This is a genomic window from Streptomyces sp. NPDC005648 (assembly GCF_040605395.1).
Classification (GTDB): Bacteria; Actinomycetota; Actinomycetes; order Streptomycetales; family Streptomycetaceae; genus Streptomyces.
The window spans coordinates 119,430-138,403 of sequence record NZ_JBEXCS010000011.1 but is presented as its reverse complement, the minus strand read 5'-3'; the positions used below and the strand labels follow the sequence as shown (position 1 = coordinate 138,403).

The following is an 18,974-nucleotide window of genomic DNA, read 5'->3' as shown; positions in this document are numbered from 1 at the left end:
GGTGGGAGGCGAGGGGGCGGGGAGAAGGAGCGGGGGAGGGGCGAGCGCGGGTGGAATGGGTGAGGGGGTGGCGGGACGAAGGGACGGCGGATCTGAATCCTGCCGGTACGGCGGAGCTCATCGAAGCCGCGCCGACGGTACCGGCGAAGGCGATCGACGCCGTGCCGACGGTACCGGCGGAGCCGGTCGGGCTCGTGGTCGCCGGTGGTGGGGGCGCCCCACCGGGGCCGTCCGCACCCGGCTACGGAAGCCATGCGGGTGGTACGGGTGGGGCGGGTGGGGACCGAACCGCCGAAGGCGAAGCCGAGGCCGCCGCCGCGGCACCGCACCCACAGGACCCCACCAGGCCCGACAGGACCGCGGGCCTCCTGCTGGGCCTGGCCGCGGGCGACGCCGCAGGCTGGCCCGCCGCCCGCCACAGGGCCGCCCGCCTCCCCGACTGGACCCGCCGCCTCACCCGGGAACTCGACACCTTCGCCGATCAGAACGCCACCACCACCCTCCCCGTCCCCATCGCCCTCAACCAGCCCCCCGAACCCCTCCGCCTCGGCCCTTCCGACGACGCGGAATGGGCGGCCTTCGCGGCGGAGGCGATCCTCCGTGCCGGCGACGACACCGCGCTGGGCGACCTCAGCCGAGAACGCCGTACCAGAGCCGCGATCGACCTCACCTGGAACGCCCTCGCCAGCGAAGTCGCCGCCGCGGCGGACCGCGCGCCCGAGATCGAGTCCGCGGTCCTCCCCCTCCGCGCCCGCATCTCCGTCCGTGCCGGCCTCGGCAACCTGGCCACCGGCCTCCGCCCGCCCGCCACCGGCCACGACAACCCCCACTACTTCGACGACGCGGCCTGTGTCCGCGCCTGCGTCCTCGCCGTGGCCCACCCCGGCGCGCCCCGACCGGCCGCGGATCTCGCCGAGTTCGACGCCCGCTACACCCAGGACGGCGACGGCGTACACGGAGCCCGCGCGATGGCGGCAGCCGTCTCCCTGGCCCTCGCCGGCGCCGACCTCCGCACCTGTGTGTCCGCGGCCCTAGCCGAACTCCCGGACAGCACGGAAATCGGCCGCAACGCCCGCCACGCCCTCGAGCTGGCCGAACAGACCGACTCCGCCTTCGCCCTGATCCCCCTCCTGGAACACCAGATCGTCGACCACGTCTACAGCTACGGCATCGCCGCGGCCGAGACGGTCCCGGTGGCCCTCGCCCTCACCGCCGCCTCCCGGGGCCGTATCGCCGAAGCCGTCCCGGCCGCCGCCTGTCTCTCCCGCGTCGCCGACTCCGCGCCCGCCCTGGCCGGCGCGCTCACCGGCGCACTCGGCGGCGCCGACTCCATCCCACCGACCTGGCGGGACGCCTGCCGCACCCTCTCCGGCTGCGCGCTCCCCCGCCTCACCGGCACCGACCTCGTGGAACTCGCCGAACTCCTGGAATCCGCACAACCGGCCCCGCCGGGTGGATGATTCGGGTCATGACGCCCGAACAATCACAAACAACACTTGAGAAGCGCACACGGACCAACCTTGAGAAGCAATCACGGACAACCCTTGAGGACCGGATCACCGGAGCGCTCGTGGGCGCGGCGGTCGGCGACGCCCTCGGCGGCCCGGTCGAGGGCTACTCCCCCACCCAGATCCTCGAACGCCACGGCGGCCGTGTGCACGGCATCGTCGGCCCCTGGAACGGCGGCGAATGGCGCACGGCCCGCCCGATCGCCCCGTACCACAAGGGCGACGGACACGTCACCGACGACACCTTGATGACCCATGCCCTGGTCCGTGTCTACGCGACCGTCCGCGACCACCTCGACGCCTACGCGATCGCGGACCACCTGGTCCCGGACCTGATGACAACCCCCCGCTGGATCCCGGAACTGGAGTCCGAGGCCCTCCCCCTCCACCGGGTCTTCCTGGCGGAGAAATGGCTGGCGACCCGCCTCCACTACGGCCATGTCGACCCCCGCGAGGCAGGCGTGGGCAACATCGTCAACTGCGGCGCGGCGATGTACATGTCCCCCGTCGGCCTGGTCAACGCGGCCAACCCCCGGGCCGCCTACGCCGAGGCCCTCGACATCGCGGGCGCCCACCAGTCGTCGTACGGCAGAGAGGCGGCGGCGGTCTTCGCGGCGGCGGTGGCGGCGGCCTGCGCGCCGGAAGCCACCCCCGACTCGATCGTCTCCACCGCCCTCCGTCTCGCCAAGGACGGCACCCGCGCGGCGATCGAGCGGGTCTGCGAAGTGGCCTCCCGCCACACGGACTTCGAGTCCGCGCTGTCACCGCTGCGCGAGGCGGTGGCCCCCTACGACACGGTGGGCCCCGACTACCGCGCCCCCTCCCTCGCCGCCCGCCGCCCCTCCCGCCTCCACTCGATCGAGGAACTCCCCGTCGCCCTGGGCATGTTGGTCGTCTCGGCCGGCGACTACCGGCACGCGGTCCTCGGCGCGGTCAACTACGGCCGGGACTGCGACTCGATCGCCACGATGGCGGGCGCCCTGGCCGGCGCCCTGGGTTCCCCCGTCCCCGGCGCCTGGTCCCAGGCGGTGTCGGAGGCCAGCCGTCTGGACCTCTGGGAACCGGCCCGAACCCTCAGCGAGGTCACCCGCGAAGTCTTCGAACGAGACGTACGACGCCGCCGCACCCATGAGTCGGCCTTCACCCGGATCGCAGGCCCGAGATGCTCCGACTGACCTGGGTCCAACCCGAGGACCTGATCGGCCATGAACTCCGCCAGGCGGCCCTGGACGGCCGCGAGGCGTGGGTGGTCGCGGCACGGTGGAAGGCGGCGGGGGGCAAGGAGGCACCGCTGCGAGCGGGCGCGTCCCCCGAGCCGGCATCCCGCTATCTACGGCAGCTGGCGAAGGACCTGCTGGACGAACTGGGCGATCTGCCGAGCCGACTGGCGGACAGCGAGCCCACGGACCTGGCCGGGATCAAGGCAGGCTGCCCGGCCTGGCCCACGCGGTCCATGGGCAGCCGTGGCGTGGCGGCCGCCGGCCTGGAAGCGGCCTGGCTGGGGCGAGCCGCCGGATGCCTGCTGGGCAAGCCCGTCGAGAAACTCCCCCTGGAAGCCATCCGCCGACTGGCCCGATCCACCGGCAACTGGCCCCCCACCACGTACTTCACGGCGAAGGGCGTCCCCGAGGACCTTCTCTCCGCACACCCCTGGAACCGCCGCTCGGCCCTCACCTCCCTCGCCGAGAACATCGACGGCATGCCGGAGGACGACGACCTCAACTACCCCCTGCTCAACCTGCTGCTGCTCCAGCGCCACGGCAGACACTTCACCCCCACGGACGTGGCCGCCCTCTGGCTGGACGAACTCCCCGCGGGCCGCACCTTCACCGCCGAACGCATCGCCTACCGCAACCTGCTCACCGGCATCGAACCCCCGCACACGGCCCGCCACCGCAACCCCTTCCGGGAATGGATCGGCGCCCTCATCCGCGCGGACATCCACGGCTGGACCAACCCGGGCGATCCCGCCGCGGCGGCGGAACAGGCCCACCGGGACGCCCTCCTCACCCACACCGCGAACGGCGTCTACGCGGCCATGTTCACGGCGGCCGTCATCGCGACCGCGGCCACGCGCACCCACGACATCCACACCTGTCTGCGCACCGGACTCACCGTGATCCCACCCCGCTCCCGGCTGGCGCGAGCGATCCTCCATGCCATTCAACTGGCCGAGGAACACAGCGACTTCGACACGGTCGTCGACGAACTCCACGCCCGCTACGCCCCCACCCACCACTGGGTGCACGCCATCCCCAACACCGCCCTGATCGCCGCCGCCCTCACCCACGCGGACGGCGACTTCACCAGCTCCGTCTCCCGCGCGGTGAGCGGCGGTTGGGACACCGACTCCAACGGCGCCACGACCGGCGGCATCGCCGCCCTCCTCGCCGGCTCCCCCACCGCCCTGCCCGACCACTGGACCACTCCCCTGAAGAACCGACTGGCCACTTCCGTCGGCGACTTCAACGGCATCGGCTTCGACACCCTGGCCCGTCTCACCCACCGGGAGGCATCCCGCCCATGACCCACATCGTCGTGCTGGGCAGCACGAACATGGACCTGGTCGCCTACGTCGAGAAGGCCCCACGGCACGGAGAGACGGTGACGGGACGGGAGTTCCGTACGGTCCCCGGCGGCAAGGGTGCCAACCAGGCGATCGCGGCGGCGCGCGCGGGCGCCACCGTCTCGATGATCGGCGCCGTCGGAAGCGACGCCCACGGCACCGCGCTCCGTTCCACCCTGGAGCACTCCGGTGTGGACACGGACCTGCTGCGCACCATCGAGGGGCCGTCCGGCACCGCGCACATCGTCGTCGACGACGAGGGCGGCAACTCGATCGTCGTCATCCCCGGCGCCAACGGCACGGTCGACCACCTCGGCCCCGGCGACGAGGGCCTGATCGCCTCCGCCGACACCCTGCTCCTGCAGCTGGAGATCCCGATGCCGGCGGTGGTCGCCGGAGCGCGGGCCGCCCGCGCGCACGGCGTCCGGACGATCCTCACCCCGGCCCCCGCCCAGCCGCTCCCGCCCGAACTCCTCGCCGCCACCGACCTGCTGGTCCCCAACGAGTACGAGGCGATCACCCTCACCGGCCACACCGACGCCGTGGCGGCGGCCACCGCCCTGCTGGCCGACGTCCCGGCCGTGGTCGTCACCCTCGGCGCGGCGGGCAGCCTCTACGTCGCACGCGGCGCCGAACCCCTCGCCGTACCCGCCCCCCAGGTGACCGCCGTGGACTCCACGGGCGCCGGCGACACCTTCGTCGGCGCCCTGGCGACGGCTCTCGGCGAGGAACGACCGATCCGCGAGGCCCTGACCTGGGCAGCCGCCGCTGCCGCCCTGTCGGTGGGCCGTCCGGGCGCCTCCGCGTCCATGCCCTACCGCTCAGAAATCGAGGCCCAGTACACGTCATGACCGACGAGACCACTCCCCACGCCATCCCCCACGCCATCCCCCGCCCCGCCCCGCTGACCGGCCTGCGCGTCCTCGACCTGGCCACCCTCTTCGCAGGCCCACTCGCCGCCACCATGCTCGGTGACTTCGGCGCGGAGGTCGTCAAGATCGAGCATCCGACGAAACCCGACCCCTCCCGCGGCCACGGCCCCTCCAAGAACGGCATCGGCCTGTGGTGGAAGCTCCTCGGCCGCAACAAGCGCACGATCACCCTGGACCTCTCCAAGCCCGGCGGTCGCTCCACACTCCTGCGACTGGCCGCCGGCGCCGATGTGCTCATCGAGAACTTCCGCCCCGGCACGCTGGAGAAATGGGACCTCGGCTGGCCGGAGCTGTCCGCCGCCAACCCGCGTCTGATCCTCACCCGCGTCACCGGCTTCGGTCAGTTCGGCCCCTACGCCCACCGCCCCGGCTTCGGCACCCTGGCGGAGGCGATGAGCGGCTTCGCGGCGATCACCGGTGAGCCGGACGCCCCACCGACCCTTCCGCCCTTCGGCCTCGCCGACTCCATCGCGGGGCTCGCGACGGCGTACGCGGTGATGACGGCCCTGGCCGCCCGTGACCGCACCGGCGAGGGCCAGGTGGTGGACATGGCGATCATCGAGCCGATCCTCACCGTCCTCGGCCCCCAGCCCATCTGGTACGACCAGCTCGGCCATGTCCAGGAGCGCACCGGCAACCGCTCCGCCAACAACGCCCCGCGCAACGCCTACCGCACCGCCGACGGCAACTGGGTCGCCGTCTCCACCTCGGCCCAGTCGGTCGCGGAACGCCTGATGTGCCTGGTCGGCAGGGCGGACCTGATCGACGAGCCCTGGTTCGCGACCGGCGCGGACCGCGCCGCGCACGCGGGCATCCTCGACGAGGCGGTCGGCACCTGGATCGCCGCCCGCACCCGCACCGAGGTCCTGGCGGCGTTCGAGAAGGCGGAAGCCGCGGTCGCCCCCATCCAGGACGTGACAGACGTGATGGCGGACCCCCAGTACCAGGCCCTCGACACCATCACCACCCTCCCCGACCCCGACCTGGGCCCCCTGCGGATGCAGAACGTCCTCTTCCGTCTCTCCTCCACCCCCGGCGCGATCCGCTGGGCGGGCCGTGCGCACGGCGCGGACACGGAGCGGGTCCTGGGCGAACTGGGCCTGACCCCGGCCGAGTTGACGGCCCTGCGCGAGGAGGGCGCCGTATGACACCCCCGACCCCGCTCACCTGGCTCTACGTCCCCGGCGACCGCCCCCGTGTGGTCGCCAAGGCGCTGGTCTGCGGCGCCGACGTCGTCATCGTCGACCTCGAGGACGCGGTGGCCCCGGACCGCAAGAGCTACGCCCGCGAGGCCACGGCCGACCTTCTGTCCTCCCCGCACCCCGTCCCGGTCCATGTCCGGGTGAACGCCCTGGACGGACCGCACGCACGGCAGGACCTCAAGGCGATCGCCGCCCTGCCCGGGCTCCACGGACTGCGCCTGCCGAAGGTGACGTCCGCGGCCCAGGTGATTCGTATCGCGAAGACCACGGTCGCCGCGTCGGGCGGCGCCCCCGCCCTGTACGCCCTCCTGGAGACGGCCCTGGGCGTCGAGCACGCCCACGCCATCGCCGGCGCGCACCCGGCCCTGCGCGGTATCTCCTTGGGCGAGTCGGACCTACGGGCCGACCTGGGCGTACGCGCGGACGCCGGCCTCGACTGGTGCCGCTCCCGGATCGTCGTGGCCGCCAGAGCGGCGGGTCTGCCCCCGCCGCCCCAGTCCGTCCACCCGGACATCCGCGACCTGGAGGGCCTGGCGGCCTCCTGCACCCACGGCCGCACCCTGGGCTTCCTGGGCCGGGCCGCCATCCACCCCCGTCAACTCCCGATCATCGAACGGGCCTATCTGCCGACAGAGCGGGAGATCGAGGAGGCGGAGGAGATCGTGAAGGCCGCGACGAGGGAACAGGGGGCACAGGCACTGCCCGACGGCAGGTTCATCGACGCGGCGGTGGTGGCGACGGCCCACCGCACCCTGTCCCTGGCCAGCCGCCGCTGACAGCGAGGGCGCCCGGAAACTCCGAGCGCCCTGGTTGCCCACAGAACCGACGTCAGCTCTTCTTGGCCGACCCGGCCTCGTCCTTGGCCCCGTCTTCGGCCCCGTCCGCGGCCTCTTCCTCGGCCTCGTCCGCGGTCCGTTCCTCCGGCTCCCCGGTGTCCGTGCCGCCGTCGGCCTTCTCCGCGCCCCCGGCCTTGTCCGTTCCTTCGGCCTCTTCGCCCGGGGCGTCGCCGTCCTCGCCGGTGACTTCCGCCTCGGCCCCGGGTTCGACCACCGCTTCCCTGCCCGGCCGCTTCTTCAGCGAGATCACGATGTACGTCACCGCCAGCAGGAACACGATCCCGGCGGTCCAGTCGTTCAGCCGCAGCCCCAGGATGTGGTGGGCGTCGTCGACCCGCATGTACTCGATCCACGCCCGGCCCACGCAGTACGCCGCGACATAGAGCGCGAACGCCCGTCCGTGCCCCAGCTTGAAGCGCCGATCGGCCCAGATGACCAGGAAGGCGACGCCCACGCACCACAGGGACTCGTAGAGGAAGGTCGGGTGGTAGTACCCGGGCACCCGGCCGTCCGCCGAGGACGTGATGTGCAGCGCCCAGGGGACATGGGTCTCCTTGCCGTACAGCTCCTGGTTGAACCAGTTGCCCCAGCGGCCGATCGCCTGGGCGAAGGCGATACCGGGGGCGATGGCATCGGCGTAGGCGGGCAGCGGGATGCCCCGGCGCCGGCAGCCGATCCACGCGCCGACCGCGCCGAGCGCGATCGCACCCCAGATGCCGAGGCCGCCCTGCCACACCTTGAAGGCGTCGACCCAGTCGCGGCCCGAGCTGAAGTACAGCTCGTAGTCCGTGATCACGTGGTAGAGACGGCCGCCGACGAGGCCGAACGGCACCGCCCAGACAGCGATGTCGGCCACCGTGCCGGCCCGCCCGCCGCGGGCGATCCAGCGCTTGTTGCCGAGCCAGACCGCGACGAAGACGCCGATGATGATGCAGAACGCGTAGCCGCGCAGCGGGATGGGGCCGAGGTACAGCACCCCGCGCGTCGGGCTCGGAATGTAGGCAAGTTCTTCCATGGCAGGGTCGACGCTACCGTGCCGGACCGCGCCCACGGCAGGCAGCCCGGCTACGGCTCCATAACGGGCGGGTGTGAAACCCGCCGACGCGGCTTACCCCTTGTCGGCCTGCTGTACCAGCTGCTTCAGCTTCGCCGGGGTCATCGTCTGGTCCTGGTAGATGTTCCTGCCGTTCAGCAGCACGGTCGGTGTGCCGGTGAAACCGCCCGCCTTGAACGCGGCGTTGGACTTGTCGACCCAGCTGTCGTGCGTACCGTCGTTGACACAGGTGCGGAACGTGGCCGTGTCGAGACCGCTCACCTTGCCCGCCAGCTCGATCAGCTTGCTGTTGTCGGAGAAGGCGTCATTGGTCTCCTCGGGCTGGTTCTCGTAGAGCACGTCGTGGTAGTCGCGGAACTTCCCGGCGTCCTGGGCGCAGGCCGCCGCGTTGCCCGCGCGGAGCGAACCGGTGCCGCCGAGGTTGCCGTCGATGAGCCTGACCAGGTGGTACTCGACCCTGAGCCGGCCGGAGTCGGTCAGCTCGTGGATCGTGGGGCGGTACGTCGTCTCGAAGGCCTGGCAGGCCGGGCAGCGGAAGTCCTCCCAGACGGTGAGCGTCGTCCTGGCGCCGTCCTTGCCGACCGGGATCGCCAGGCTGTCCTTGCCCTGGGCACCGGACGGCGCCACGGCCGGTCCGGAGCTCTTGGTGCTCTTGTCCTTGCCGGCGTTGGCCGCCACCACGCCGATGACCGCCGCGAGGCCCAGGACGCCGACCACGCTCGCGCCGACGATCAGCGTGCGCCGGCGCCGCTCCGCGGACTTCTGCTTCTCACGTTCGGCCGCCAGCCGCTCTCGGGCGGTCCGCTTTCCGTCACGATTCTTCTCGCTCACACCCCCAGAACGAACCGGGGAGACGCAGTGCGCCTCCCCGGTCCCAGGTCCACCCGTTCGAGTGACCGAATGTTCCGTTGTGTTCCGTGGCACCGGTGCCGGCGTCACACCTGCCGGCGCACGCCCTTCGCCAGCTCACCGGCGAGTTCGCGGACCGCCTCGATGCCGGCCTTGTCGTCCGGCGCGTCCAGCATCCGCTTGACGAAGGCCGAGCCGACGATCACACCGTCGGCGAAGCCGGCCACCTCGGCGGCCTGCTGCGCGTCGGAGACGCCGAGGCCGACGCAGACGGGCAGGCCGGTGCCGGTGGCGCGGGTGCGCTCCACCAGGTCCTGTGCCTGCGTGCCGACCGACTCACGGGTGCCGGTGACACCCATGAGCGAGGCGGCGTAGACGAATCCGCTGCCCGCCGAGGTGATCTCGCCGAGCCGGGCGTCCTTGCTGCTGGGGGCGACGACGAAGACGGTCGCGAGTCCGTGCTTGTCCGCGTGCTCCCTCCACGGCGCCGACTCCTGCACGGGCAGGTCGGGCAGAATGCAGCCCGCGCCGCCGGCCTCCGCGAGCTCGGCGGTGAACCGCTCGACGCCGTAGCGGTCGATGGGGTTCCAGTACGTCATCACGAGCACCGGCTTCCCGGTGGCCGTGTGCGCCTCGCGGACCGTGCGCATGACGTCGGCGATCTTGACTCCGCCGCGCAGGGCGATGTCGTCCGCGGTCTGGATGACGGGACCGTCGAGGACCGGGTCGCTGTGCGGCAGGCCCACCTCGACCACGTCCGCCCCGCCGTCGAGGACGGCCTTGATCGCCTCGATGCCGCCGTCCACGGTCGGGAACCCGGCCGGGAGGTAGGCGATGAGGGCCGAGCGTCCCTCGGCCCTGGCCGCGGCGAGGGTGTCGGACAGCAGCTGAATGTTCCCGCTCACTTGGCGTCCCCCTCGATCTCCGCGAGGTCGGCCTCGTCGGCGGCGACCTCGGCGTCGGTGTCGTACAGGCCGAAGTAGCGCGCGGCGGTGTCCATGTCCTTGTCGCCGCGGCCCGACAGGTTGACGACGATCAGGCCGTCCTCGCCCAGCTCCCTGCCGACCTCCAGCGCGCCCGCGAGCGCGTGCGCGCTCTCGATCGCCGGGATGATGCCCTCGGTGCGCGACAGCAGGCGCAGGGCCTGCATCGCCGCGTCGTCGGTGACCGCGCGGTACTCACCGCGACCGCTGTCCTTGAGGTACGAGTGCTCGGGGCCGATGCCCGGGTAGTCGAGGCCGGCCGAGATCGAGTACGGCTCGGTGATCTGGCCCTCCTCGTCCTGGAGGACGTAGGACCGGGAGCCGTGCAGGATGCCGGGTTCACCGGCGGTGAGGGTCGCCGCGTGCTCGCCGGTCTCGACCCCGTGGCCGGCCGGCTCGCAGCCGATCAGGCGTACGCCGGTGTCCGGGATGAAGGCGTGGAACAGTCCGATGGCGTTGGAGCCGCCGCCGACACAGGCGATCGCCGCGTCGGGGAGGCGCCCGGCGCGCTCCAGGATCTGGCGTCTGGCCTCCACGCCGATGACCCGGTGGAAGTCGCGGACCATGGCGGGGAAGGGGTGCGGGCCGGCCACCGTACCGAAGAGGTAGTGGGTGTGGTCGACGTTGGCGACCCAGTCGCGGAAGGCCTCGTTGATGGCGTCCTTGAGGGTGCGGCTGCCGGACTTCACGGCGATGACCTCGGCGCCGAGCATGCGCATCCGGGCCACGTTCAGGGCCTGGCGCTCGGTGTCGATCTCGCCCATGTAGATCGTGCACTCCAGGCCGAAGAGCGCGCAGGCGGTCGCGGTGGCGACGCCGTGCTGGCCGGCGCCGGTCTCCGCGATGACGCGGGTCTTGCCCATGCGGCGGGTGAGCAGGGCCTGGCCGAGCACGTTGTTGATCTTGTGCGAGCCGGTGTGGTTGAGGTCCTCCCGCTTCAGGAAGATCCGGGCGCCACCGGCGTGTCCGGCGAACCTCGGCACCTCGGTGAGGGAGCTGGGGCGGCCGGTGTAGTGGACCAGCAGGTCGTCGAGCTCCTTGGCGAACTCGGGGTCGTGCTTGGCCTTGTCGTACTCGACGGCCACCTCGTCCACGGCGGCGACGAGGGCCTCCGGGATGAACTTGCCGCCGAACGCGCCGAAGTAGCCCTCGGGGCTCGGTACCCGACCCTCGGGGTCGGGGATGAAGAAGTCGCTGGGCATGCGGAAACCTCACGGTGAGTTTTGGTGAGAAAACGGATCGCCGTGGGGGCGGAGCCTGTTGTACGACCTCAGGCCGTGTGCGGCTGGTCGCGCAGTTCCCCGCGCCCCTCTGGGGCGCGCTGCCATCGACGGCCGTTTACCTGCCCAGGTTCGTCCCCAATGACGAATCGCACTCGACGGCCGTGCACCCTACGGGCGGGCGCACGGCAGCCCCGGGGACGGCAGCCGCGCGCGAGACGGGCGTACCGGTCCACGGTCGTCATGGTGAAAGTCATCGGGGTAAGCCTAGCGGGTGATCAACCGCGCCCGTGGCGAAGAGCGGGATGCTCTCCCGCGGCCACCAGATCGGAGACCGCCGTCCTCGGGTCCTTCCCCGTCACCAGGGACTCGCCCACCAGGACCGCGTCGGCGCCGGCGTTGGCGTAGGCGATGAGGTCGTGGGGGCCCCGGACGCCGGATTCGGCGACCTTGACGATGTGGTCGGGGATCTCGGGGGCCACCCGCTCGAAGGTGCCGCGGTCGACCTCGAGGGTCTTGAGGTTGCGCGCGTTGATGCCGATGATCTTGGCGCCGGCGTCCACCGCCCGCTCGACCTCGTCCTCGTCGTGCACCTCGACGAGCGGGGTGAGGCCGATGGAGACGGCGCGCTCGATGAGGGACTCCAGGGCGGGCTGTTCCAGCGCGGCGACGATCAGGAGGGCGAGGTCGGCGCCGTACGCGCGGGCCTCCCACAGCTGGTACGACGTCACGATGAAGTCCTTGCGCAGGACGGGGATGTCCACACGCGCGCGGACGGCCTCCAGGTCGGCCAGCGAGCCGCCGAAGCGGCGCTGTTCGGTGAGGACGGAGATGACGGCCGCGCCGCCCGCCTCGTAGTCCGCGGCCAGCCCGGCCGGGTCGGCGATCGCGGCCAGCGCGCCCTTGGAGGGGCTGGAGCGCTTGACCTCGCAGATCACCTTGACGCCGTCACCGCGCAGGGCGGCCACGCCGTCCTTGGCCGCGGGTGCCTTCGCCGCGCGCTCCTTGAGCTCGTCGAGGCTGACGCGCGCCTGCCGCTCCGCGAGGTCGGCACGGACTCCGTCGATGATCTCGTCGAGCACACTCACGCGAGCGGCCCCCTTCCAGACGGTGGACTGTCGACGCTGTCGAAGCTGTCGACCAAGGTGAGAGAACTGTGGTCACTGCGATGGTATCCGTAGGAGGGCGTAGCCTTCGCATCCGGTTGACGCCACTCCCTCCACCTGGGCCTTCGCCCGTTCATCAAGGACGCAGCCAGCCACCGAACGGCAGGTTCCGGACCACCGTGAAGACCAGCAGCAACGCGCCGACCGCCCACAGGTGCGCCGGAGCGAGGGCGAGCCGCAGCGGGCGTCCACGGGCCGCGCGGACCACCCATACGGTCCACAGCACGGCGAAGAGCGGGTAGCCGACGGCGGCCAGGGCGTTGTCGTGGAGCGCCCCGAGGAAGTCGCCGTGGATGAACTGGTGCGCGCTGCGCAGTCCCCCGCAGCCCGGGCAGTAGACGCCGGTCAGCCGGTAGAGGGGGCAGACGGGGTAGTGGCCGGGCTGGTTGGGGTCCACCGCGCCGACATAGGCGAAGGCCCCGGCGACGGCCGCCATGATCCCGGCGGGCACGGCGAGGCGCGCCGCCGCGGAGGCGGTGTCGGGCCCTGTCATGGTCCGGCTCTCGGCATTCACGTAACGCATTCTCCCCCTCGGCGGCCGCGCACACGCGTGAGGGGCGGTCCGGTGCCGGACCGCCCCTCCGCAAGCCTGCGTCGGTCAGCTCTTCGCGCTCGCGGCGCGGCTCTCGGCCAGCGCCGTCTGGAACTGCTCGTGCGTGTCCTTCGGCTGCCCCATGCCCATCGCGCTCATGACCCAGCCGACGACCCCGCCGACGGCCACGATCGCCATGCCGGCCCAGAAGCCCACGGGCTGAGCCATCACCATGAAGGCGCCCGAAACGCAGAAACCGATGAACGCGATCGTGACACCGGTCCAGGCGGCCGGGGTGTGACCGTGGCTGCTGCCCGCCATGACTTGCTCCTCGTTGCTGTGTACGTGTCCGAGCCGGATGCTCGATCGCCATTGTCCCGCACGGGTACGGGCGACGTGAGCGGGGGTGGCCCTGGCGAGTCGACGACAGATGACACCGCCCAGCTGTCCCGGCGCGCCGAACGGCGTCCGCGGAGCGCTAAGCCCCGGTCGGATCCTCGCCCCGGTCCAACGCCTTCCACATGTCCTCCGGCCGATCCGGATCGGCCACGACGGGCCTGCGGCGGGGCTTCGGCGCGCCGTCCCGCTCGTAGCGACCCGACATCGCCGGCCAGTGACGGCCGTAGCGCAGCGCGAGGAGACCGGCCAGCAGGATCAACGCGCCCCCCACCGCGGCGACGTACGGCCACGCCGTATGGCTGAGCGCGTCCACCGTGGCCGATGTGTCGCCCGCGGCCTGCGCGGCCTTCTCGTCGAGCGCGGAACTGTCGGAGACGCCCAGCAGCGCGGCGGCGATCGTGCCGGCGCCGCACAGCGCGAGCAGGGCCGCGACGAGCAGCCGGCCCGACCTGCGGACGGCGAAGACGGCGACGAGCGCGGCGAGGCCCACTATGGCCAGGGCGGCCGGGACGCCGGTGACGTCGCTGCCCTTGGCGGTCAGGGGGAAGGCGCCGCCGGCCACCGTCGCGGTGCCCTCCGACCAGCGCTGCCGGGTGGCGAGCAGCGCCACGGCCGCGCCGAGCGCACCGGCCGGCAGGGCGACGGCGAGGGAGAGGCGGCCGGCCCGGGCGGGTCCTGCGGCTTCTGAACGGGGGTGAGGTACAGCAGTCACGTACTCCACTATCGCCCGAACCCCGGGTGAACCGTCACCCGGGGTTCACGTGAGCCCCGTCCTACTTTCCCAGCCGGTTGGCGGTGTGCACCGCGCGCAGCACCGCGGCCGCCTTGTTGCGGCACTCCTGGTCCTCGGCGACCGGGTCCGAGTCGGCGACGATGCCGGCGCCGGCCTGGACGTACGCCGTGCCGCCCCGCAGCAGCGCGGTGCGGATGGCGATGGCCGTGTCGGAGTCGCCCGCGAAGTCGAGGTAGCCGACGCAGCCGCCGTACAACCCGCGCCGGGACGGCTCGAGTTCGTCGATGATCTGCATCGCCCGGGGCTTGGGGGCGCCGGAGAGGGTGCCGGCCGGGAAGCAGGCGGTGAGGACGTCGAAGGCGGTGCGGCCCTCGGCGACCCTGCCGGTGACGGTGGAGACGATGTGCATCACGTGGGAGTACCGCTCGACCGACATGAAGTCGACGACCTCGACCGAGCCCGGCTCGCAGACGCGCCCGAGGTCGTTGCGGCCGAGATCCACCAGCATGAGGTGCTCGGCACGCTCCTTGGGGTCGGCGAGCAGCTCGTCGGCGAGGGCCTGGTCCTCCTGCGGGGTGGCGCCGCGGTGTCGGGTGCCGGCGATGGGATGGACCATGGCCTGCCCGCCCTCGACCTTGACGAGGGCCTCGGGGGACGAGCCGACGACGTCGAAGCCGTCGAAGCGGAACAGGTACATGTACGGCGACGGGTTGGTCGCCCTCAGGACCCGGTAGACGTCCAGCGCGCTCGCCGTGCACGGCGTTTCGAAGCGCTGGGACGGTACGACCTGGAAGGCCTCGCCGGCCCGGATGCGCTCCTTGACGTCCTCGACGGCCGCCCGGAAGTCGGGGCCGCCCCACAGCGCGGTGTACTCGGGCAGTTCGGAGGGCGGGAGGACGGCGGGCGGCTGGGCGACCGGGCGGGACAGGTCCGCCTCCATGGCGTCCAGGCGGGCCACCGCGTCCGCGTAGGCCTCGTCCACACCGGTGTCGAGGTCGTTGTGGTTGATCGCGTTGGCGATCAGGAGGACCGAGCCCTCCCAGTGGTCCATGACGGCGAGGTCGCTGGTGAGGAGCATGGTCAGCTCGGGCAGTTTCAGGTCGTCCCGCTCGCCGGGGCCGATCTTCTCCAGGCGGCGGACGATGTCGTAGCCCAGATAGCCGACCATGCCGCCGGTGAAGGGCGGCAGGCCCTCCTGGTGCGGGGTGTGCAGGGCCTCGATGGTGGCGCGCAGGGCGGCGAGGGGGTCGCCGTCCACGGGGACCCCGACGGGCGGGGTGCCGAGCCAGTGGGCCTGTCCGTCACGGGAGGTGAGGGTGGCGGCGCTGCGGACACCGATGAACGAGTAGCGAGACCACTGGAAAGCCGTGCGGCCGTTCTCCGCGGACTCCAGCAGGAAGGTGCCGACGCGCTCGGCGGCGAGCTTGCGGTAGAGCGCGACCGGTGTGTCGCCGTCGGCGAGGAGCTTGCGCGTGACCGGGATGACGCGCCGGTCGGTGGCGAGCTTGCGGAAGGTCTCAAGGTCCATGGCGGCAGACCTTACTGATCCGCGGACGGTACGTCGGAATCGGCGCCGTCCTTGACGAGCACGTCGGCGTCGAAGCAGGTGCGCGCGCCCGTGTGGCAGGCGGCGCCGACCTGGTCGACCTTGACCAGCACGGTGTCCGCGTCGCAGTCCAGGGCGACGGACCTCACCCACTGGAAGTGGCCGGAGGTGTCGCCCTTGACCCAGTACTCCTGGCGGCTGCGCGACCAGTACGTGCAGCGGCCGGTGGTGAGCGTGCGGTGCAGCGCCTCGTCGTCCATCCAGCCGAGCATCAGCACCTCACCGGTGTCGTACTGCTGGGCGATGGCGGGGAGGAGCCCGTCGGCGCTGCGCTTGAGGCGCGCGGCGATCCCGGGGTCGAGGTTGCTGGGCCGGGGGGTACCGGTCGGACTGGTCATGGGTGCCATTGTGCCGCGCGCCACTGACAGTGACGGTGGGGTGTCCACTGGGCGGACCTGACGGAGGGTCGTAGGCTGACCGCATGTCGACTTTCGCCAAGCGTGAACGACTTCTCCTGGCCGACCTGTTGGAGGCGGAGGGGCCCGAGGCCCCGACCCTCTGCGAGGGCTGGCTCACCCGTGACCTCGCCGCGCACGTGGTGGTGCGCGAGCGCCGCCCCGACGCCGCCGGCGGTCTTCTGATCAAGCAGCTCGCGCCGCGCCTGGAGCGGGTGCAGGCCGAGTTCGCCGCGAAGCCGTACGAGGAGCTGATCCAGCTCATCCGCACCGGCCCACCGCGCTTCTCGCCCTTCCAGCTCAAGCAGGTCGACGAGATGTCGAACACGGTGGAGTTCTACGTCCACACGGAGGACGTCCGCCGGGCCCGGCCGGACTGGACGCCACGCGAACTCGACCAGGTCTTCCAGGACGCCCTGTGGTCGCGTCTGGAGCGCACCGCCCGCCTGGTCGGCCGCAATGTGCCCACCGGGCTGGTCCTGCGCCGTCCGGACGGGCAGACGGCGGTCGCGCACCGCGGCACGCCCGTGGTGACGGCGACCGGCGAGCCGTCCGAGCTGCTGCTGTTCACCATGGGCCGGCAGAGCACCGCCAAGGTCGAGCTGGACGGCGACGAGGACGCGATCGCCAAGCTGCACGAAGCGAAGCAACTGGGCATCTGAAAGGCTCGCGATGATCAAGGTCGCCATGACCAGTGTGTACGTCGACGACGTCACCAAGGCGCACGCCTTCTACACGGACGTCCTCGGCTTCGAGACCCGCACCCGCATGGACCTGGGGGGCGGCACGCTGTTCGTCACGGTGGGGGCGGCCGAGGGGGCCCAGCAGGATCTCCAGCTGCTGCTGGAGCCCGGCCAGGGTCCCATCGCGGAGCCGTACCGCAAGGCGGTGTACGAGGCGGGGCTGCCGTGCATCGTCTTCTCCGTCGACGACATCGAGGCGGAGTACGAGCGCCTGCGGGGGCTCGGCGTGCGCTTCACGCAGAGTCCGCAGGAGCAGGGGCCGGTGATCGCGGCCGTGCTCGACGACACCGTGGGCAACCTGATTCAGCTGGCGCAGCGCAGGTGAGCCCCGGCCGTCCGCCGGCCGGGGCTCACCTCGACGCGCCGGAGGGCCGGCGTGTCACCGTACGGGGTGTCCCGCCCCGCGCAGGGCGTCCTTGACCTCGCGGATCCGCAGATCGCCGAAGTGGAAGACGGAAGCCGCCAGCACGGCGTCCGCACCCGCGTCGATGGCCGGCGGGAAGTCGGCCAGCCTGCCCGCGCCGCCGGAGGCGATGACGGGAACCGTGACGTGCTTGCGCACGGCGGCGATCATCTCCAGGTCGTAGCCGTCCTTGGTGCCGTCCGCGTCCATCGAGTTGAGCAGGATCTCACCCGCGCCGAGCTCGGCGGCCCGGTGCGCCCACTCGACGGCGTCGATGCCGGTGCCCTTGCGGCCGCCGTGGGTCGTCACCTCGAAGGTGCCCTCGGGGGTGCGCCGCGCGTCCACCGACAGGACCAGCACCTGCCGGCCGAACCGCTCGGCGATCTCCCGGATCAGCTCGGGCCGAGCGATGGCCGCCGTGTTGACACCCACCTTGTCGGCGCCGGCCCGCAGCAGCTTGTCCACGTCCTCCGCCGTGCGCACGCCCCCGCCGACCGTCAGCGGGATGAAGACCTGCTCCGCCGTACGGCGCACCACGTCGTACGTGGTCTCGCGGTTGCCGGACGAGGCGGTGATGTCCAGGAACGTCAGCTCGTCGGCGCCCTCGGCGTCGTAGACCTTGGCCATCTCGACGGGGTCGCCCGCGTCGCGCAGGTTCTGGAAGTTGACGCCCTTGACGACCCGGCCGCCGTCCACGTCCAGGCAGGGGATGACTCGGACCGCGAGGGTCATGCGGACCCCCCTCGGTATGCCTCCACCTCGACCTCGACGACCAGGCTGGGGTCGACGAAACCGGAGACGATGAGCATGGACGCGGCGGGCCGGACGGTGCCGAAAATCTCCTTGTGGGCCCGTCCGACGTCCTCCACGTCCCGTGCGTGCGTGATGTACATCCGCGTGCGCACCACGTCGTCGCGGCCGAGCCCCAGCTGTCCCAGGGCCGCCAGCGCGACGTTGAAGGCGTTGACCGCCTGCTCGTACGGGCCGCCCCCGGCGATCTCGCCGTCCACTATGGACGTGCAGCCGGAGACCAGCACCAGACCGTTCGGCAGTTCCACCGCGCGGGAGTAGCCGAACGCGTCCTCCCAGGGCGCACCGGTCGTGACGCGTCGTAGATCGCTCACTGCGCTACCGCCTCCAGGGCCTCTTCCAGGGTGAACGCCTTCGCGTACAGGGCCTTCCCGACGATGGAGCCCTCGACACCGAGGGGTACCAGCTCGGCGATGGCCCGGAGGTCGTCCAGGGACGACACGCCGCCGGAGGCCACGACCGGGCGGTCGGTCGCCGCGCAGACGTTCCTCAGGAGCTCCAGGTTGGGGCCCTGGAGCGTGCCGTCCTTGGCGATGTCCGTGACCACGTACCGCGCGCAGCCCTCCTTGTCGAGGCGCTCCAGCGTCTCGTAGAGGTCGCCGCCGTCACGGGTCCAGCCACGGCCGCGCAGGGTCGTGCCGCGTACGTCGAGGCCCACCGCGATCTTGTCGCCGTGCTCGGCGATGACCTCGGCGACCCACTCCGGGGTCTCCAGTGCGGCCGTGCCGAGGTTCACGCGGGTGCAGCCGGTGGCCAGGGCGGCGGCGAGGGTGTCGTCGTCGCGGATGCCGCCGGACAGCTCCACTTTGATGTCCATCGCCTTCGTCACCTCGGCGATCAGCGCGCGGTTGTCACCCGTGCCGAACGCGGCGTCCAGGTCGACCAGGTGCAGCCACTCGGCGCCGGACCGCTGCCAGGCGAGGGCGGCCTGAAGGGGGGAGCCGTAGGAGGTCTCGGTCCCGGACTCGCCGTGCACGAGGCGTACGGCCTGGCCGTCGCGGACGTCGACGGCGGGGAGGAGTTCGAGCTTGGCCATG

21 protein-coding genes are annotated in these 18,974 nt (G+C 72.2%); 8 read left to right on the top strand and 13 right to left on the bottom strand.

Annotated features, from left to right (window positions below):
* The first annotated feature begins 50 nt into the window (after positions 1–50).
* The 6 genes from ABZT17_RS09385 to ABZT17_RS09360 are packed head-to-tail and all read left to right on the top strand — an operon-like array spanning position 51 to position 6,984.
* Positions 51–1,460 carry an ADP-ribosylglycohydrolase family protein gene (locus tag ABZT17_RS09385; RefSeq protein WP_356345820.1) on the top strand — a complete coding sequence of 470 codons (1,410 nt, stop codon included), beginning with the start codon at positions 51–53 and terminating at the stop codon, positions 1,458–1,460.
* A gap of 8 nt (positions 1,461–1,468) precedes the next feature.
* A complete protein-coding gene (locus ABZT17_RS09380) occupies positions 1,469–2,683 on the top strand; it encodes an ADP-ribosylglycohydrolase family protein (protein WP_356345818.1) in 1,215 nt (404 codons plus the stop codon).
* The gene (locus tag ABZT17_RS09375; protein ID WP_356345816.1) at positions 2,671–4,035 is read left to right on the top strand and encodes an ADP-ribosylglycohydrolase family protein; all 1,365 of its coding nucleotides are present in this window, start codon (positions 2,671–2,673) and stop codon (positions 4,033–4,035) included. Before ABZT17_RS09380 ends, ABZT17_RS09375 begins: the two co-directional genes overlap by 13 nt.
* The gene (gene rbsK / locus ABZT17_RS09370) at positions 4,032–4,925 is read left to right on the top strand and encodes a ribokinase (RefSeq protein ID WP_356345813.1); all 894 of its coding nucleotides are present in this window, start codon (positions 4,032–4,034) and stop codon (positions 4,923–4,925) included. Before ABZT17_RS09375 ends, rbsK begins: the two co-directional genes overlap by 4 nt.
* On the top strand, positions 4,922–6,154 hold the full coding sequence (locus ABZT17_RS09365) for a CoA transferase (RefSeq protein ID WP_356345811.1): 1,233 nt from the start codon (positions 4,922–4,924) through the stop codon (positions 6,152–6,154). Before rbsK ends, ABZT17_RS09365 begins: the two co-directional genes overlap by 4 nt.
* On the top strand, positions 6,151–6,984 hold the full coding sequence (locus ABZT17_RS09360) for a CoA ester lyase (protein ID WP_356345808.1): 834 nt from the start codon (positions 6,151–6,153) through the stop codon (positions 6,982–6,984). Before ABZT17_RS09365 ends, ABZT17_RS09360 begins: the two co-directional genes overlap by 4 nt.
* Before the next feature lie 52 nt (positions 6,985–7,036).
* Here ABZT17_RS09360 and lgt read toward each other — a convergent pair whose 3' ends face one another.
* The 10 genes from lgt to hisI form a co-directional block, all read right to left on the bottom strand.
* On the bottom strand, positions 7,037–8,059 hold the full coding sequence (gene lgt, locus ABZT17_RS09355) for a prolipoprotein diacylglyceryl transferase (RefSeq protein ID WP_356345806.1): 1,023 nt from the start codon (positions 8,057–8,059) through the stop codon (positions 7,037–7,039).
* Between the two features lie 93 nt (positions 8,060–8,152).
* Positions 8,153–8,929: a thioredoxin domain-containing protein gene (locus ABZT17_RS09350; RefSeq protein ID WP_356345804.1), complete on the bottom strand. Its 777-nt coding sequence runs from the start codon at positions 8,927–8,929 to the stop codon at positions 8,153–8,155.
* A gap of 104 nt (positions 8,930–9,033) precedes the next feature.
* On the bottom strand, positions 9,034–9,852 hold the full coding sequence (trpA, locus tag ABZT17_RS09345; protein ID WP_356345801.1) for a tryptophan synthase subunit alpha: 819 nt from the start codon (positions 9,850–9,852) through the stop codon (positions 9,034–9,036).
* Positions 9,849–11,132, bottom strand: a complete 1,284-nt coding sequence (gene trpB, locus ABZT17_RS09340) for a tryptophan synthase subunit beta (protein WP_356345798.1) — start codon at positions 11,130–11,132, stop codon at positions 9,849–9,851. Before trpB ends, trpA begins: the two co-directional genes overlap by 4 nt.
* A 296-nt stretch (positions 11,133–11,428) precedes the next feature.
* Positions 11,429–12,238 carry an indole-3-glycerol phosphate synthase TrpC gene (trpC, locus tag ABZT17_RS09335; protein WP_356345795.1) on the bottom strand — a complete coding sequence of 270 codons (810 nt, stop codon included), beginning with the start codon at positions 12,236–12,238 and terminating at the stop codon, positions 11,429–11,431.
* A gap of 154 nt (positions 12,239–12,392) precedes the next feature.
* Positions 12,393–12,839 carry a DUF2752 domain-containing protein gene (locus tag ABZT17_RS09330; protein ID WP_356345793.1) on the bottom strand — a complete coding sequence of 149 codons (447 nt, stop codon included), beginning with the start codon at positions 12,837–12,839 and terminating at the stop codon, positions 12,393–12,395.
* Between the two features lie 75 nt (positions 12,840–12,914).
* Positions 12,915–13,169 carry an HGxxPAAW family protein gene (locus tag ABZT17_RS09325; RefSeq protein WP_356345791.1) on the bottom strand — a complete coding sequence of 85 codons (255 nt, stop codon included), beginning with the start codon at positions 13,167–13,169 and terminating at the stop codon, positions 12,915–12,917.
* A 157-nt stretch (positions 13,170–13,326) separates the two neighbouring features.
* Entirely contained in the window at positions 13,327–13,968 is a 642-nt protein-coding gene (locus tag ABZT17_RS09320) for a TIGR02234 family membrane protein (RefSeq protein WP_356345789.1), read from the bottom strand.
* Between the two features lie 52 nt (positions 13,969–14,020).
* Complete coding sequence (locus ABZT17_RS09315; protein ID WP_356345786.1) at positions 14,021–15,508, bottom strand: anthranilate synthase component I; 1,488 nt, start codon at positions 15,506–15,508, stop codon at positions 14,021–14,023.
* 11 nt (positions 15,509–15,519) lie between these two features.
* Entirely contained in the window at positions 15,520–15,933 is a 414-nt protein-coding gene (gene hisI, locus ABZT17_RS09310) for a phosphoribosyl-AMP cyclohydrolase (RefSeq protein WP_356345783.1), read from the bottom strand.
* A 74-nt stretch (positions 15,934–16,007) separates the two neighbouring features.
* On the opposite strand from hisI, the gene ABZT17_RS09305 reads away from it, so the two are divergent.
* Positions 16,008–16,643 (top strand): TIGR03085 family metal-binding protein, encoded by a 636-nt coding sequence (locus tag ABZT17_RS09305; protein ID WP_356345780.1) that lies wholly within the window; start codon positions 16,008–16,010, stop codon positions 16,641–16,643.
* Positions 16,644–16,653: 10 nt separating this feature from the next.
* Positions 16,654–17,049 (top strand): VOC family protein, encoded by a 396-nt coding sequence (locus ABZT17_RS09300; protein WP_356345777.1) that lies wholly within the window; start codon positions 16,654–16,656, stop codon positions 17,047–17,049.
* 54 nt (positions 17,050–17,103) lie between these two features.
* Here ABZT17_RS09300 and hisF read toward each other — a convergent pair whose 3' ends face one another.
* Genes hisF through priA form a run of 3 tightly spaced genes read right to left on the bottom strand, consistent with a single transcriptional unit; the run spans position 17,104 to position 18,973 of the window.
* Positions 17,104–17,859: an imidazole glycerol phosphate synthase subunit HisF gene (hisF, locus tag ABZT17_RS09295; RefSeq protein ID WP_356345774.1), complete on the bottom strand. Its 756-nt coding sequence runs from the start codon at positions 17,857–17,859 to the stop codon at positions 17,104–17,106.
* Positions 17,856–18,251, bottom strand: coding sequence for a RidA family protein (locus ABZT17_RS09290; protein ID WP_356345771.1), 396 nt, complete (start codon positions 18,249–18,251; stop codon positions 17,856–17,858). The genes hisF and ABZT17_RS09290 overlap by 4 nt, the downstream gene beginning before the upstream one ends.
* Positions 18,248–18,973: a bifunctional 1-(5-phosphoribosyl)-5-((5-phosphoribosylamino)methylideneamino)imidazole-4-carboxamide isomerase/phosphoribosylanthranilate isomerase PriA gene (priA, locus tag ABZT17_RS09285; RefSeq protein ID WP_356345769.1), complete on the bottom strand. Its 726-nt coding sequence runs from the start codon at positions 18,971–18,973 to the stop codon at positions 18,248–18,250. The genes ABZT17_RS09290 and priA overlap by 4 nt, the downstream gene beginning before the upstream one ends.
* Position 18,974 lies beyond the last annotated feature (1 nt).